Source organism: Lysobacterales bacterium (genome assembly GCA_019634735.1).
GTDB lineage: Bacteria > Pseudomonadota > Gammaproteobacteria > Xanthomonadales > UBA2363 > Pseudofulvimonas.
This window is the reverse complement of record JAHCAT010000004.1, coordinates 185,810-198,971: the sequence shown is the minus strand read 5'-3', so window position 1 is coordinate 198,971 and position 13,162 is coordinate 185,810. Positions and strand designations below refer to the sequence as shown.

Here is a 13,162-nt window from a genome sequence, read left to right as displayed (position 1 = left end):
AGGCGGCGCTTGCGACCGCGATCGCGGACCGGGCTCGGCGCTTGCGTCGGCCCGCAGCCGCAACGGTACGGTCCGACCTGGACTGGCACGGGGGTTGCGCAAGCCACGGTCGGTTTCCCCGGAGTGTCCCCATGTCGATCCGCCCGCTCGTCCTGTCCCTGGCCCTGGCCAGCTCCTCCGCACTCGCCCTGCCCGGCGACACCGACACCGGCTTCGGCAGCCAGGGCTGGTCCGGCCCTGGCGCCACCTATCCGGCGCATGTCACCGGCATCCACGTCGGCGCCAACGACCAGCGCATCTACCTGGTCGGCGAGAAGATGCCGCCCGACGGCCAGTCGCAGTCGCCGCTGGGCTGCTTCGCTGCCCGCCTCACCGACACCGGCCAGCTCGATGCCGCCTGGGGCAACGGCGGCCGCGTCGAATTCCTGCTCCAGGCCAGCGGCGGCTCGCTCAACAGTTGCCGGGCCTCCCTGCTGCTGCCCGACGGCAGCCTGGTGGTCGGCGCCCGGATGCCGCGCGCCGGCATCGGCCACGAGGCGGCGTTCGTGCGCATCCTGGCCAATGGCACGCTGGACGGCGGCTTCGCGCCGGGCGGCGTGTACCTGCCCGAGCCGCTGCCGCTCAATGCCAACGAGCACGCGCCCGAACCGCTGCACCTGACCCGCCTGTCCTCGGGCGAGATCCTGGCGACCGGCACGATCAGCAACATCTACGGGGCCGTGGCCTGGACCTTCGCTGCCGATGGGCCGGCGCAGCCCTCGTCGTTCGCTACCCGGCGCATCGCCAATGCCGGCGGCGGCGCAACCGTGCGCACCGGCGACCGCGTCGACGTGGTCGGTCTGATCGGCGGCAACCTGACCCGCTACGAGAGCAACCTCCAGGACGGCGACGCGCGCGGCGCACTGTTCGCGGCGTCCAGGGCGGCGGCCACCGGCAGCCTCCTGCAGCCCGACCTGGCGGTGCTGGTCGCGGCGACCGCCTGGAACGACGGCGTCAACCCGATGCTGGAAGCGGTGCCGGCGGGCCGCTGGTCTGCAGCGGGCGCACCGGATGCCGGCTTCGTCGGCGGCCCTGGGGCGCAGGCGGGCCAGTCGCTGATCGACCTGCTGCAGCGCGGCTATGTCGCAACGCCGACCAGCGACGGCCGCAGCGCGATGGCGCTGCTGCCGACCGGCCGCAGCGTGCAGGTCGGCACCGTGCGCGACCGCCACGGCACCGCGCGGCATGGCCTGGTCGCCGCGCGGCGCAGCAACGGCGCAGCCGAAGCCACCTTCTCGATCGGCGGCAGCCGGGTGCTGCAGGCGCCGGGCAGCGCCGACACACGGCTGGAGGCGGTCGCCGTCGACGGCGCCGGTCGCATCCTGGCCGCGGGCCATACGCGCGGCACGCTCAGCCGGCGTGGCGTGGTGGTCCGCCTGCAGGCCGACAACAGTTCGCCGCACTGGGGCACGCGGCCGGCACCGCTCGCCGTCGCCCCTCGCAACGACGCGCCGCGCAACGCCTGGGTGGTCTCCGACACCGCCACCGTGTCCGGCCTGGATGCCGGCCTGCACGTCCCGGTGCTGGTCGAGGGCGGCCAGTACCGGATCAACGACGGCGGCTGGCTGTCGGGCCCGGGCTGGGTCCGCAACGGCGACCGCATCGCGCTGCGCCACCTCACGCCCGGCGCCGCCAATGCCGTGACCGTGACCTCGGCTTCGGTCGGCGGCCTGTACGACCCGCGCAATGCCATGCGGGTGATCGGGCAGCGCGAGACCCTGCTGTTCCAGAGCACCACCACCGGATCGCTGCCGGGCATCCGCTGCTCGAACAACGGGCTGTGCAACAGCAATGCGCCGATCCCGGACAACGCGCCGCTGGCGCCGGTGACCTCGACCATCCAGGTGTTCGAGTCCTGCAACTTCGTCACCGCGATCCGGGTCGGCCTGGACATCACGCACACCTACGTCGGCGACCTCAACATCTTCCTCAGGCCGCCGGGCCGGCCGGCGATTCCGCTGATCCAGCGGCCGCGCGGCACCGGCATGCCGGGCGCCGGCAACTGCTCGCAGGACGACATCCTGGCGACGCTGGAGCTCGGCGACCTGCCCAACGCCCAGGCGATGTGCGGCCAGCTGGGTCCCGGCCTGCGCGCCCTGGACGGCAGCCTGCGCCCGGGCGCCGGGTTTCCCGGCATCATCGGCGGCGCCGGCCAGGGCGCCTGGACCCTGACCGTCAGCGACAACGCCGCCCAGGACACCGGCGTGCTGCGCGACTGGTCGCTGGACATCCGCTGCCAGGCGACGCCGCCGGCGCTGGCCGACCTGCGCCTGGCCCTGACCGCGCCCGCCAACCTGGTCGCCGGCGACCCGCGCTTCTGGACCCTGGCGGTGAGCAACGACGGACCGGCGCGGGCACCGCAGGCGCGCTTCACCGGCCAGCTCGGCCGCCACCCGGTCACCGCCCAGCCGCTGTTCAATCCCCACGCCTGGCGCTGCGTCGCGCCAGCCGGTTCCAGTTGCACGCTGCCCGCCGGCTGCGCCGGCCCCTGGTGCAGCATGGAGCACTTCCAGCCTTCGCTCGACCTGGCGGCAGGCGCCACCGCCACCATCGAACTGCTGGCCACGCCCGATCCCTTCCTGGACCAGGGCCAGGAGGTCGCCTTCGATGCCGGCACCTGGATCCCGCTGGCGATCGGTGGCGTCATCGATCCCGACGACAGCAACGACCGGGTCAGCTACCGCCGCGACGTCGTGGTCAGCCGCAACCTGGGCCTGGAGGCGGGCACCGCGACGCGCATCGGCAACGAGGTCGACGTCGCCTTCGAGCTGGTCAACCTCGGCCCCTCGGCCGAGCTGGGCGGCAGCCACGTCGACATCCAGTTCCCGGCCGGCTACCTGCTGGGCAGCGAGTCCGAATGCACCCAGGGCGGCCTGCCCTGTCCGGGCACGCTGGAGAAGCTGGCCGACAGCCCGACCCGCTACCGCCTGCGCGGCTACGTGGTGGGCCCGGGCGCGGCGCCGCTGATGGTGCGCGTGCGCGCGGTGTTCACCGGCCTGACGCCGCCGCCGGCGCCGATCTCGGTGGCGATCGGCCAGGTCGTCAACGACCACGACCCCAGCAACAACACCCTCAGCCTGGTGCCGGCCACGGGCCCGGTCGACCGCATCTTCGCCAACGGCTTCCAGTAACGCGGCGCGAGCCCGGGAGGGGCCGCCCGGTGAACCACCGCGCAGGCGGGTGGTTCACCGGGATCCCGTCGGAACCCGCGCCGGCAAGGCGATCCGGGAAACCGCCAGTACAGCAGGCGCCCATCGGGCCGACAGCCACCGTTCCGACTTTCCGCGATGCCAGTGAGGAAGAGTGCGTCAACGGACCGGAAGGATGGACAGGACCTGGCATCGCGCCGACCCCTTCAGCACTCGATGACGTTCACCGCCAGGCCACCGCGCGAGGTTTCCTTGTACTTGTCCTGCATGTCGCGGCCGGTGTCGCGCATGGTCTTGATGACCTTGTCGAGCGAGACCTTGTGCTTGCCGTCGCCGCGCAACGCCATGCGCGAGGCGTTGATCGCCTTGACCGCGCCCATGGCGTTGCGCTCGATGCAGGGGATCTGCACCAGGCCGCCGATCGGGTCGCAGGTCAGGCCGAGGTTGTGCTCCATGCCGATCTCGGCGGCGTTCTCGATCTGGCCGGGGCTGCCGCCGAGCGCGGCGGTCAGGCCGGCCGCCGCCATCGAGCAGGCGACGCCGACCTCGCCCTGGCAGCCGACCTCGGCGCCGGAGATGCTGGCGTTCTCCTTGTAGAGGATGCCGACCGCGGCCGCGGTCATCAGGAAATCGCGCACGCCCTGCGCCGTGGAGCCGGGGATGAAGCGCTCGTAGTAGTGCAGCACCGAGGGGATGATGCCGGCGGCGCCGTTGGTCGGCGCGGTCACCACCCGGCCGCCGGCGGCGTTCTCCTCGTTCACCGCCAGCGCGTACAGGTTGACCCAGTCCAGCGTCGTCAGCGGATCGCGCAACGCGGCCTCCGGACGCGAGGACAGTTCGGCGTGCAGGGCCGGCGCGCGCCGGCGCACGTGCAGCCCCCCGGGCAGGGTCCCGGCCTCGCGGATGCCGCGGGCCACGCAGGCCTGCATCGCGGCCCAGATCGCGTCGAGGCCAGCGTCGATCTCGGCGCGGCTGCGCCAGACCTGTTCGTTCTCGTACATCAGGGTGGCGATCGCCAGACCGGTTTCCTGGCAGCGCGCCAGCAGGGCGTCGCCGGAGCCGAACGGATGCGGCAACTCGGTGGTGTCGGCGACGATGCGGTCCTCGGCGGCCTCGTCCTGGTTGACCACGAAGCCCCCGCCGACCGAGTAGTAGTCGCGCGTCGCGATCTCGGCCCCGCCCTGGTCGTAGGCGGTGAAGCGCATGCCGTTGGTATGGAAGGGCAGCTTCTGGCGCTTGTTCATCACCAGGTCGTGCTTCTCGTCGAAACCGATCTCGTGCCGGCCGTGCAGGCGGATCCGCTTGTCGGCGCGGATCCGCTCCAGCGCCGCCGGGATCAGGTCGGGATCGATGCGATCCGGCCAGTGGCCCTCCAGGCCCATCAGCACCGCCTTGTCGGTGCCATGGCCGCGGCCGGTCAGGGCCAGCGAACCGAACACCTCGGCCCGGACCCGGGCGGTGCGCCCGAGCTCGCCGTTGTCGATCAGCCAGCGCTCGACGAAGCGGGCGGCGGCGCGCATCGGACCCACGGTGTGCGAGGACGAGGGACCGATGCCGATTTTGAAGAGGTCGAAGACGCTGACGGCCATGATGGGCTGGGGGATTGAGTGGCAAGTGGGAAGAGGGATGGGGACCGGGGACCGGGGACCGGGGACCGGGGACTAGCATGGCCCTGGCGAGAATGAGGCACAAGTCGCGTGCCGTCGCGATCCTTGTGCTGCGGCAGGCGATGGGCCTGGTTGTGCGTGCCTTGCTGGGCGCAGGACGCGGAGCGGACTGCCGCAGCCCATAGAATGCGGCCATGGACATCGAACCGCGCGAGGGCGACCCGGCGGCGGGCGCGCTGCAGCTGCTGCTGCGACCGTATTGCCTGCTGTGCCTGGAGGCCGAACACGTGCTGGCCCTGGCCGGGGTCGCCGAGTTCGAGCGCGTCGACATCGAACGCGATCCGGCACTGGAAGCGCGTTACGGCACCGTGATCCCGGTGCTGCGGCGCGCCGACGGCGCAGAGCTGGCCTGGCCGTTCTCCCCCGCACAGATCCGCACGCTGGTCGCGGACCCGCACTGATCGCGCGGGCGCAGTGCGCGGCGGCCATGCTAAGGTCGCGGCGCCCGGGGGGACGGGCATTCATCACTACGGGAGACCTGCATGAGCCTTCGGTTCCGGGCGGCTTGCGCCGCCGCCATGCTGCTGGTGCTGTCCAGCGCCTTCGCCGATGAACGCTGCACGCTCGGCTTCGATGCCGGCAGTTTCGATGCCTGTGCGCAGCGCGCCAGCCTGTTCGACCATGCCCTGGCCGGCCTGCCCGGCGAGGCGCGCGGCGAACGGTACAGCTGGTGGGTGGTCAAATTCCCCGGCCCGATCGGCCGCGCCGAACGGGCCGCCCTGCAGGCGATCGGCGCCGAGGCCGTCGACTATCTCCCGCATCACGCCCTGCGCGTGCGCATGACGCTCGACGCCGACCCGGCCGGTCGGGTCGCCGGCGCGACCTGGACGGGGCCGATGGCCGCGGCCTGGAAGCTCAGCGGCGGCCTGCCCGAGCTGCTCGAAGGCGGCGAGCGCCCGGCCGCCCTGCCCCTGTCGGTCGGCCTGCACCCCGGCGCCGACGCCGCCGACCTGCTGGCGCGCTGGCTCGACATCGACGGCGTGGTGCACGGCTTCCAGGTCGAAGGCACCACCTCGCCGCGCGTCGTGCTGAGCCTGGTCGGCACGCGACTGGAAAGCGTGCTCGCGGCGATCGCGCCGCAGGCCGAGGTCGCGTCGATCGGCCTGCGCAAGCAGATGGCCTTCCTCAACGCGCGCGCCGGCTGGCTGCACCAGAGCGGCAGCCCCGGCCAGCTGCCGGTGTTCGACCGCGGCCTGCTCGGCTGCGGCCAGGTGGTCGGCGTGCTCGATTCCGGCGTGGATTACAACCATTGCGCGTTCAACGACACGGTGCAGGGCGATCCGCCGATCAGCGACTGCGGCGACGGCGCCGCCTGCGCGCCCGGCCTGCCCGACCTGCTGCAGCGCAAGACCCTGCACTACTACAAGTGGTCGGGCGCGGGTGACGCGCTCGGCGACAACGCCTGCAGCAGCAGCACCGGTGCCGGCCACGGCACCCACGTCGCCGGCTCGATCACCGGCAGCGATCCGGCCAACCCGGTCGACTGCGCCGCCGGCACGCTGGCGGCGACGCCGGGCAACCTCGACGGCACCGCGCCCGGCGCCCGCCTGGTCGCCCAGGAGATGGGCGAGAGCCTGCAGTACGTCAACAACCTGGGCGGCTCGATCTACCACGCGGCCACCGTCGCCCACGCCAACGGCGCCCGCATCCATTCCAATTCCTGGGGCGGCAGCTGCTGCTTCCTGGGACTGTTCTGCCTGCCCGGCTGCACGGCCAGCTATGACGAGTTCGCGCGCGACGCCGACCAGGCGACCTGGGACTTCCCGGAACTGCTGGTGGCGATCGCTGCCGGCAACAACGGCACCTGCTGCGCCAGCAGCGGCGGCGCGGTCGGCTCGCCTGGCCTGGCCAAGAGCGCCCTGACGGTCGGCGCCTCCGGAGCAGGTGCGAACGGCAACAACGCGGCCAGCTTCTCCTCGCGCGGACCGACCCTCGATCGCCGCACCAAGCCCGACGTGATGGCCCAGGGCGACGGCATCGTCTCGTCGGCCAGCAACGGCAGCACCACCACCAGCGGCTGCGCGACCTGCACCTTCAGCGGCACCTCGATGGCGACGCCGACCGCCGCCGGCCTGGCGGCCCTGGTGCGCGAGTACCTCAACCGCGGCTTCTACCCGGGCGGCAGCGAGAACGCCGCCAACGCCATCGCCGAACCGTCCGCTGCCCTGCTCAAGGCCCTGCTGGTCAACGGTGCGCGCGACATGACCGGCACCGGCGCCGGCGCCGCCGCGCCGAACCAGGTCGAGGGCTGGGGCCGCATCCACCTGGACGATGTCCTGCACTTCAGCGGCGACGCCCGCCGGCTGTGGCTGCACGACGCCAGCGCCGGCCTGGCGACCGGCGAGCAGGCCGAGTTCGCGCTCGAGGTCGCCGCCGGCCAGCCGCTCAAGGTCACCCTGGTCTGGAGCGACTTCCCCGCGGCGATCGGCGCCAACCCGCACGTGGTCAACCGGCTGCGCCTGGAGGTCGAGGACCCCGATGGCGGCGTCTGGACCCAGAAGCTGCCGGCCAGCGGCACGCCCAACCCCACGCAGAGCACCGCCACTACCGGCCATGACGACCGCAACGTCGTGCACCAGCTGGTCTTCCCGACGCCGGGTGCCGGCACCTGGCAGGTCCGGGTGCGCGGCATCAACGTGCCGATGGGCGGCAGCGGCCAGCGCTACGCGGTGGTCGCCACCGGCGACGTCGCCGCACCGGCCGGCGGCAGCAGCGCCGACCTGGCCCTGACCCTCGTCCCGGGCGCCGCACCAGTCGAGCCCGGCGGCCTGGCCCGCTGGCTGGCGAACGTGGACAACCTGGGCCCGGATGCCGTCGGCATCGTCGCGGTCACCGCCACCTTGCCGGTGCCGGCCACCGAGGCCCTGGCACCGCCTGGCTGGCAATGTGAGATCTTCGTCGCCACGGTCATCTGCACCTTCGATGGCGGCTTCCCGGCCGGCAGCAGCGCGGGACTGCAGTTCCACGCCACCGCGCCGGACAGTCCCGGGGTGCTGACCGCCCTGGCGGGCGTGTCTTCGGACACCCCCGATCCCGATCCGACCAACAACACCGGCAGCGCCGACGTGCTGGTCGGCGCCCGCGACCTGGACCTGGCCAAGTCCGCCTCGACGGCCACGGTGGAGGCCGGCCGGCCGTTCGACTGGTTGCTGTCGGTGGACATGGATGCGCCGGGCGCGATCGACATCGTCCTCGCCGACCCCCTGCCCTCGGGCACCTGCGTGGTGGCCATCGACGCACCGGGCTGGACCTGCGAACTGGCCGCCGACACCGTCGAATGCGCGCAACCCGGCCCGCTGGCCGCGCCGCCCGCGCCGGTCCGGCTGACCGTGCTGGCCCCGGACAAGGGCGGTGAGCTGGTCAACATCGCCACGGTGCAGGCCGCCAACCCCGATCCGGCGCAGGCCAACAACACCGCGCAGGCCTCGGTCACCGTCACCGGGGCGCCCGAGGACCGGGTGTTCCGCGACGACTTCGAGGCCAAGCCGGCCTGCCTGGACTGACGGGTTGCCGGGCGGCCAGGGACGGCCGCCCTCGGCGAGGCAATGGCGCCGGCGGCCGGCTCGTCGCACCGCCCGTCCGGATCGACGCCGGCGGGGCGCCATGAAGAACGACCAGGACGCGGTTGTTCGATGGTTCGCCAGCGCAGTGCCACGCGGCGCTGACGGCGCGGACCGGGGACCGGCCAGGGACGCGCCTGGTCCGCGGCCCCGCTCAGCCGCGCCGCGCCGGCCGCCGGATGCGCGCCAGGATTTCGGTGCGCGCCTCGCGCAGCACCGAACCGCGATCCAGGCTGTCGAGGATCTCGCGGACCACCCGGCCGGGGCCGTCCGGACCCCACTGCCGGCCCTGCAGCAGCCAGCGTTCGACCACGCGGCCGACCACCAGGGTCGCGTACCAGCCCAGGGCGCCCTGGGCGCCGGCGGTGACCGCGGTCGACAGACCGGCGCTGACCGCCTTGAGCGCCGATGCGCCGAGATTGATCGCCCACAACCCGGCCATCAGCCCGGCGAGCTGGGCGGCGATGGTGGCGATCACGCGGCCGGCCTCGCGCCGGCTCAGCGGCTGGCCATAGACCCGGCCCAGGTGCACCACCAGGGCGATGTCCAGACCGGCGGCGGCGACCAGGTCGGCGACCGGCACCGGATTCAGCGCCACCGTCACGCCCTTGGCCAGGCAGTAGCCGCGGATCACCCGCGCCGCCTGGTCGCGGCGCAGCGCCGCCACGCGCTGCGCGACCTGCTCGACCAGCTGGCCAGCGAACAGGCCGGCATTGAGCGCCGCCAGGCTGCGGCCCTCGCGCTCGAGGATCTCCAGCAGGCGCGACTGCAGGGCGGCGATCTCCGGCTCGCGCGCCTGCGCATGGCGCCGCTCGCCGCCGCGCGCATCGCGCTCGATGCGCGCCAGCGGCGCCGGCAGCGCAGCCACGGCGATCACGTTCTCGGCAGGCAGGGTCGGGCCGGCCAGCTCGCGCAGCCGGGTCAGCAGCCGGGCGCGGGTCTCCGGCGGGAAGCGGTCGGCCTTGTTCAGCACCAGCAGCAGCGGACGCTGCAGGGCCAGCAGCCGGTCCAGCGCCTCGCGCTCGACGCGCACCGGATCGCCCTCGACCACGAACATCAGCAGGTCGGCGCGACCGGCGACCTCGAAGGCGAGCTGCTCACGGGCGTCGCCGTCCAGCTCGTCGATGCCCGGGGTGTCGACCAGCACCACCTTGCCGGCGCCGGACTCGCGCCAGTCGGCCAGGCTGTGCACGGTGGTGGTGCCGTGCAGGACACCGACCTCGAACAGCGCGCGGCCGGCCAGGGCGTTCAGCAGGGCCGACTTGCCGACGCTGACGCGGCCGAACACGGCGATGTGCAGGTCGCCGCGCTCGAGCCGGCCGAGCAGGGTCTCGACCTCGGCGAAGTCGGCGGCGAGCTGCTGGCGGATCGCCGGCGGGATGGCAGGGTCGTCGCGCAGCGCCGCCAGGCTGGCGCGGGCGCGGTCGCGATGGCGTTCGCCGGTCGCCGGCGCCCCGGCGTCGGGCGCCGTCCGGCGACGCCGGGGCCAGGGCAGCTTCAAGGCGCCGGCGCGCGCCGCAGCGGCAGCTCGACGCGCACCTCGACCTCGTTGGCGATCAGCGCGGTATCGGCCCACTCGCCGGTGCCGACCCCGAAGTCCAGGCGCTTGAGCGTCACCTTTGCCGTCAGCACGGCACGCTCGCCGTCGATCTCGAAGACGAACGGAAAGGCCAGCGGCACGGTGCGGTCGCGCAGGGTCAGCTCGGCATCGGCCAGGTAGCCCTCGCCCTCGGTGCGCAGGTTGCCGGCCACGAAGCGGGCCCGCGGAAACCGTGCGCTGTCGAAGAACTCCGCCGACTGCATCGTGCCGTCGTAGTCCTCGATGCCGGTCGCGGCGCTGGCCAGCTCGATGTCGACCTCGATGCCGGAACCGGCCAGGTCGTCGGGGTCGAAGCGCACCTGCGGGGTGAAGCGCGCGAAGCGGCCCTCGAAGGCCTCGCCCTGGTAGCTGCCACGGAACGCCAGCACCGCCTCGCCCTCCGGCACCCAGGACGGCGCCTGCGCGCGCGCGGTGCCGGACACCAGCAAGGCCGGCAGCAGCGCGGCCGCCAGCAGGGCGCCGGCGGCGCCCCTGCGCAGGCGCGGCAGCATGCTGCGCAGGACATTGTCGCGATGCTGGAAATGGTGGGTCAGCGCGGCGCCGGCGTGGACGATCACCACCAGCACCAGCAGCAGGGCCAGCGCGAAATGGATCTCGCCGGCCAGGTCCTTGAGGCCGCTGTCGCGGCCGCTCAGTGCCGGCACCGGGAACAGGCCGAACCAGCGCAGCGGGAATCCCGAGGCCGAGTTGTAGAGCCAGCCCGACAACGGCATGCCGATCAGCGCCACGTACAGGAAGACATGGGTGAAGGCGGCGGTGGCGCGCTGCCAGGCCGGCATCGGCGGCAGCACCGGCCGACGCCGGTCGACCAGGCGGATGAGCAGACGCAGCACGGCCAGCACCAGCACCGTCAGGCCGGTCGACTTGTGCAGGTTGTACAGGCGGATCCGCTCGACCTGGCTGAAGTCGCCGTACTTCATGACGAAGCCGAACACCACCATGGCCAGCACCGCCAGCGCCAGCAGCCAGTGCAGGATCTTGATCGGGGTGCTCCAGTCGGTCGGTCCACTGCGCAAGGCCATCATCTCTCCTCCGGGTCATCGCCGGCCGGCGCGGGCGCCGGCTCGGCCTCAAGTTCGATCACGATCTCGACGGCGTCGCCGATCAGGGTCGGGTCGCGGGTCATGCCGAAGGCGGCGCGCGAGACCGTGGCGGTGGCGCTGACGCCCATGCGTCGCTTGCGGGTCAGGGAAAAGCGCCGCACGTCGTTGACCGTGAATTCGAACACCACCTCGCGGGCGATGCCGCGCACCTCGAGCAGGCCATGCAGGCGCCCGCGGCGCTGGTCCAGGCGCTCGATGCGTTGCGAGCGCAGGCAGATCGCCGGGTGCCGGCCGGCGTCGAAGAAGGCGGACCGGCGCAGGGTGTTCTCCCAGGCGCGGTCGCCCATGTCCAGGCTGGCCAGCGGCAGGCAGATCTCGACCCGGCTGCGCGTCCAGTCCGCCTCGTCGAACCACAGCCCGCCCTCGACGGGCCGGAACAGGCCGATGCTGCGCGAGAAGCGCGCGTGCTCGACGAAGAACAGGACCCGGGTATGCACCGGGTCGATCTGGTACCAGGCCGGCTGCGCGGCCAGCGGCGCGGCGAGCATCGATGCCAGCAGGACGAAGGTCGGCAGCCGCGGGTTCATGGACGGCTCTCCTCACGCGCCTTCGCGCGATCGACCACGCGCTCGGCCAGCACGGCGCCGAGCAGGCCCAGCACCGGCGGCCGCGGCGTGGCGCGCAGGGTGTCGGCGAAGGCGTCGACGGCGGCCTGCGCGTCCAGCCGGCCGGACTCTGCCAGGGTCGCGGCAACCGCCCGGCCCAGGCTGTCGAAGATCATCCCGTAGGCGACCGCGTGGGCCACGCCGCCGCCCAGGGTGCCCAGGCCGGGGAAGGCCTTGGCCGCGTTGCCGGCGATCGCCAGCACAACCGCTGTGGTGGTGCGCAAGGTGCCGGTGGCGCGCGCCACCAGGGCGTCGATGTCGATCTGCCGGACCGGGACCTCGTGGATGGCGGCCAGCTCGCGCACCAGTCCGGTGGCCAGGGCGCCCTGGATGACCAGGTCGCTGCCCGGCGCCACCGCCGCCAGGGCGCCGACCACGGCGCGGCGCGTGTACTTGCCGACCGCGGCTTCGCAGCGCGCGGCGCGGTCGGCAGTCTCGACCGCGGACAGCCGGGCATCCAGCCCGCCCAGCACCGCCTGGCTGCGCGCCGCCTCAAGCGCCTGCGGGCCCGCCGCCAGGCGGCGCGCCAGCAGGGCCTGCAACGGCGCGACCTCGGGCGGGCGTTGCCGCCAGGCCAGCGTGCCGTCCTGCTCGACTGCCTCCTCGCCACCGGCACTGACCGTCACCAGCGGCGCGTCGACGCGTTCGCGCAGCCGACGCTGCAGCTGCGCCAGCTCCTCGGGCCGGTAGCGGTCGGCCTGGTTCAGCACCAGGGCGAACGGCTTGCCGAAGGCCTTCAGCCAGTCGACCTCGGCGGCCTGGCTGCGGCTGAGGTCGCCGGCGCACACGTACAGGACCCAGTGGGCGCGCAGCACCTCCTCGCGCGCCAGCGTCTCGCGGCCGGGATCCTCCTGGGTGCCCGGCACGTCGGCCAGCACCAGGGGGCGGCCATCGGGCAGCGCGCCGTGGACGTGCTCGACGGCCCGGGTGGTTCCCGCCAGGGCATCGCTGGCGGTGGTCGCCTGCGGCGCCAGGGCGCGCACCAGGGCGCTCTTGCCGGCATTGACGGCGCCGAACACCACCACCCAGACATGGCCGGAGCCGGCCCGGCGGTCGAGCTCGGCCAGTTCATCGGCGACCGCGGGCGCCGTGGCACCGACCTCGACCAGGCGCTGGGCACGGCGCTCGATGTCGGCGCGGGTCACCGGCGGCGGCGGCGGCCGGCGCCGGGGACGGCGACGGCGCAGCAGGCGCCAGCCGAGCCAGGCCACGCCCAGGCCGGCGGCGCCCAGCAGCGCGCCATACAGGTAGCCGAAGCCGGCCGGCAGGCCCTGCAGGCGCTGCCAGACCGACAGCGAGGTGTCGATCGCCAGCAGGGCCAGCAGCAGGGCGCCGCCGACCGCCGCGGCGAGCAGTGCGAACAGGAGACAGCGAAGCAGACGGGTGGAGACCATGCCCGGCCATGGTAGCCGGCGCCGGGTTGACCGCGCGTGAGCCGG

Annotated in this window: 8 protein-coding genes; 3 read left to right on the top strand and 5 right to left on the bottom strand. The window is 73.6% G+C overall.

Annotated elements, in window-relative coordinates; all coding sequences use genetic code 11:
* The first annotated feature begins 131 nt into the window (after positions 1 to 131).
* The gene (locus tag KF823_05950; GenBank protein ID MBX3725444.1) at positions 132 to 3,170 is read left to right on the top strand and encodes a hypothetical protein; all 3,039 of its coding nucleotides are present in this window, start codon (positions 132 to 134) and stop codon (positions 3,168 to 3,170) included.
* Positions 3,171 to 3,394: 224 nt separating this feature from the next.
* Here the strand turns inward: KF823_05950 and KF823_05945 are convergent, their stop codons facing one another.
* Positions 3,395 to 4,777 carry an L-serine ammonia-lyase gene (locus KF823_05945; GenBank protein ID MBX3725443.1) on the bottom strand — a complete coding sequence of 461 codons (1,383 nt, stop codon included), beginning with the start codon at positions 4,775 to 4,777 and terminating at the stop codon, positions 3,395 to 3,397.
* A 212-nt stretch (positions 4,778 to 4,989) separates the two neighbouring features.
* On the opposite strand from KF823_05945, the gene KF823_05940 reads away from it, so the two are divergent.
* Both KF823_05940 and KF823_05935 read left to right on the top strand, forming a co-directional pair.
* Positions 4,990 to 5,256, top strand: a complete 267-nt coding sequence (locus KF823_05940) for a glutaredoxin family protein (GenBank protein MBX3725442.1) — start codon at positions 4,990 to 4,992, stop codon at positions 5,254 to 5,256.
* 81 nt (positions 5,257 to 5,337) lie between these two features.
* A complete protein-coding gene (locus KF823_05935) occupies positions 5,338 to 8,358 on the top strand; it encodes a S8 family serine peptidase (protein ID MBX3725441.1) in 3,021 nt (1,006 codons plus the stop codon).
* Between the two features lie 211 nt (positions 8,359 to 8,569).
* On the opposite strand, the gene KF823_05930 is transcribed toward KF823_05935, so the two are convergent.
* The 4 genes from KF823_05930 to KF823_05915 are packed head-to-tail and all read right to left on the bottom strand — an operon-like array spanning position 8,570 to position 13,117.
* Positions 8,570 to 9,916, bottom strand: a complete 1,347-nt coding sequence (locus tag KF823_05930; GenBank protein MBX3725440.1) for a GTP-binding protein — start codon at positions 9,914 to 9,916, stop codon at positions 8,570 to 8,572.
* A complete protein-coding gene (locus KF823_05925) occupies positions 9,913 to 11,037 on the bottom strand; it encodes a cytochrome b/b6 domain-containing protein (protein MBX3725439.1) in 1,125 nt (374 codons plus the stop codon). Before KF823_05925 ends, KF823_05930 begins: the two co-directional genes overlap by 4 nt.
* On the bottom strand, positions 11,037 to 11,645 hold the full coding sequence (locus tag KF823_05920; protein ID MBX3725438.1) for a polyisoprenoid-binding protein: 609 nt from the start codon (positions 11,643 to 11,645) through the stop codon (positions 11,037 to 11,039). Before KF823_05920 ends, KF823_05925 begins: the two co-directional genes overlap by 1 nt.
* Positions 11,642 to 13,117 carry a 50S ribosome-binding GTPase gene (locus tag KF823_05915; GenBank protein MBX3725437.1) on the bottom strand — a complete coding sequence of 492 codons (1,476 nt, stop codon included), beginning with the start codon at positions 13,115 to 13,117 and terminating at the stop codon, positions 11,642 to 11,644. The genes KF823_05920 and KF823_05915 overlap by 4 nt, the downstream gene beginning before the upstream one ends.
* Positions 13,118 to 13,162: the final 45 nt, after the last annotated feature.

Excerpts from the sequence above, each read along its gene's own strand:
- KF823_05950 (MBX3725444.1), top strand. The coding sequence starts at position 132 with ATGTCGATCCGCCCGCTCGTCCTGTCCCTGGCCCTGGCCAGCTCCTCC.
- KF823_05945 (MBX3725443.1), bottom strand. The coding sequence starts at position 4,777 with ATGGCCGTCAGCGTCTTCGACCTCTTCAAAATCGGCATCGGTCCCTCG.
- KF823_05940 (MBX3725442.1), top strand. The coding sequence starts at position 4,990 with ATGGACATCGAACCGCGCGAGGGCGACCCGGCGGCGGGCGCGCTGCAG.
- KF823_05935 (MBX3725441.1), top strand. The coding sequence starts at position 5,338 with ATGAGCCTTCGGTTCCGGGCGGCTTGCGCCGCCGCCATGCTGCTGGTG.
- KF823_05925 (MBX3725439.1), bottom strand. The coding sequence starts at position 11,037 with ATGGCCTTGCGCAGTGGACCGACCGACTGGAGCACCCCGATCAAGATC.
- KF823_05920 (MBX3725438.1), bottom strand. The coding sequence starts at position 11,645 with ATGAACCCGCGGCTGCCGACCTTCGTCCTGCTGGCATCGATGCTCGCC.
- KF823_05915 (MBX3725437.1), bottom strand. The coding sequence starts at position 13,117 with ATGGTCTCCACCCGTCTGCTTCGCTGTCTCCTGTTCGCACTGCTCGCC.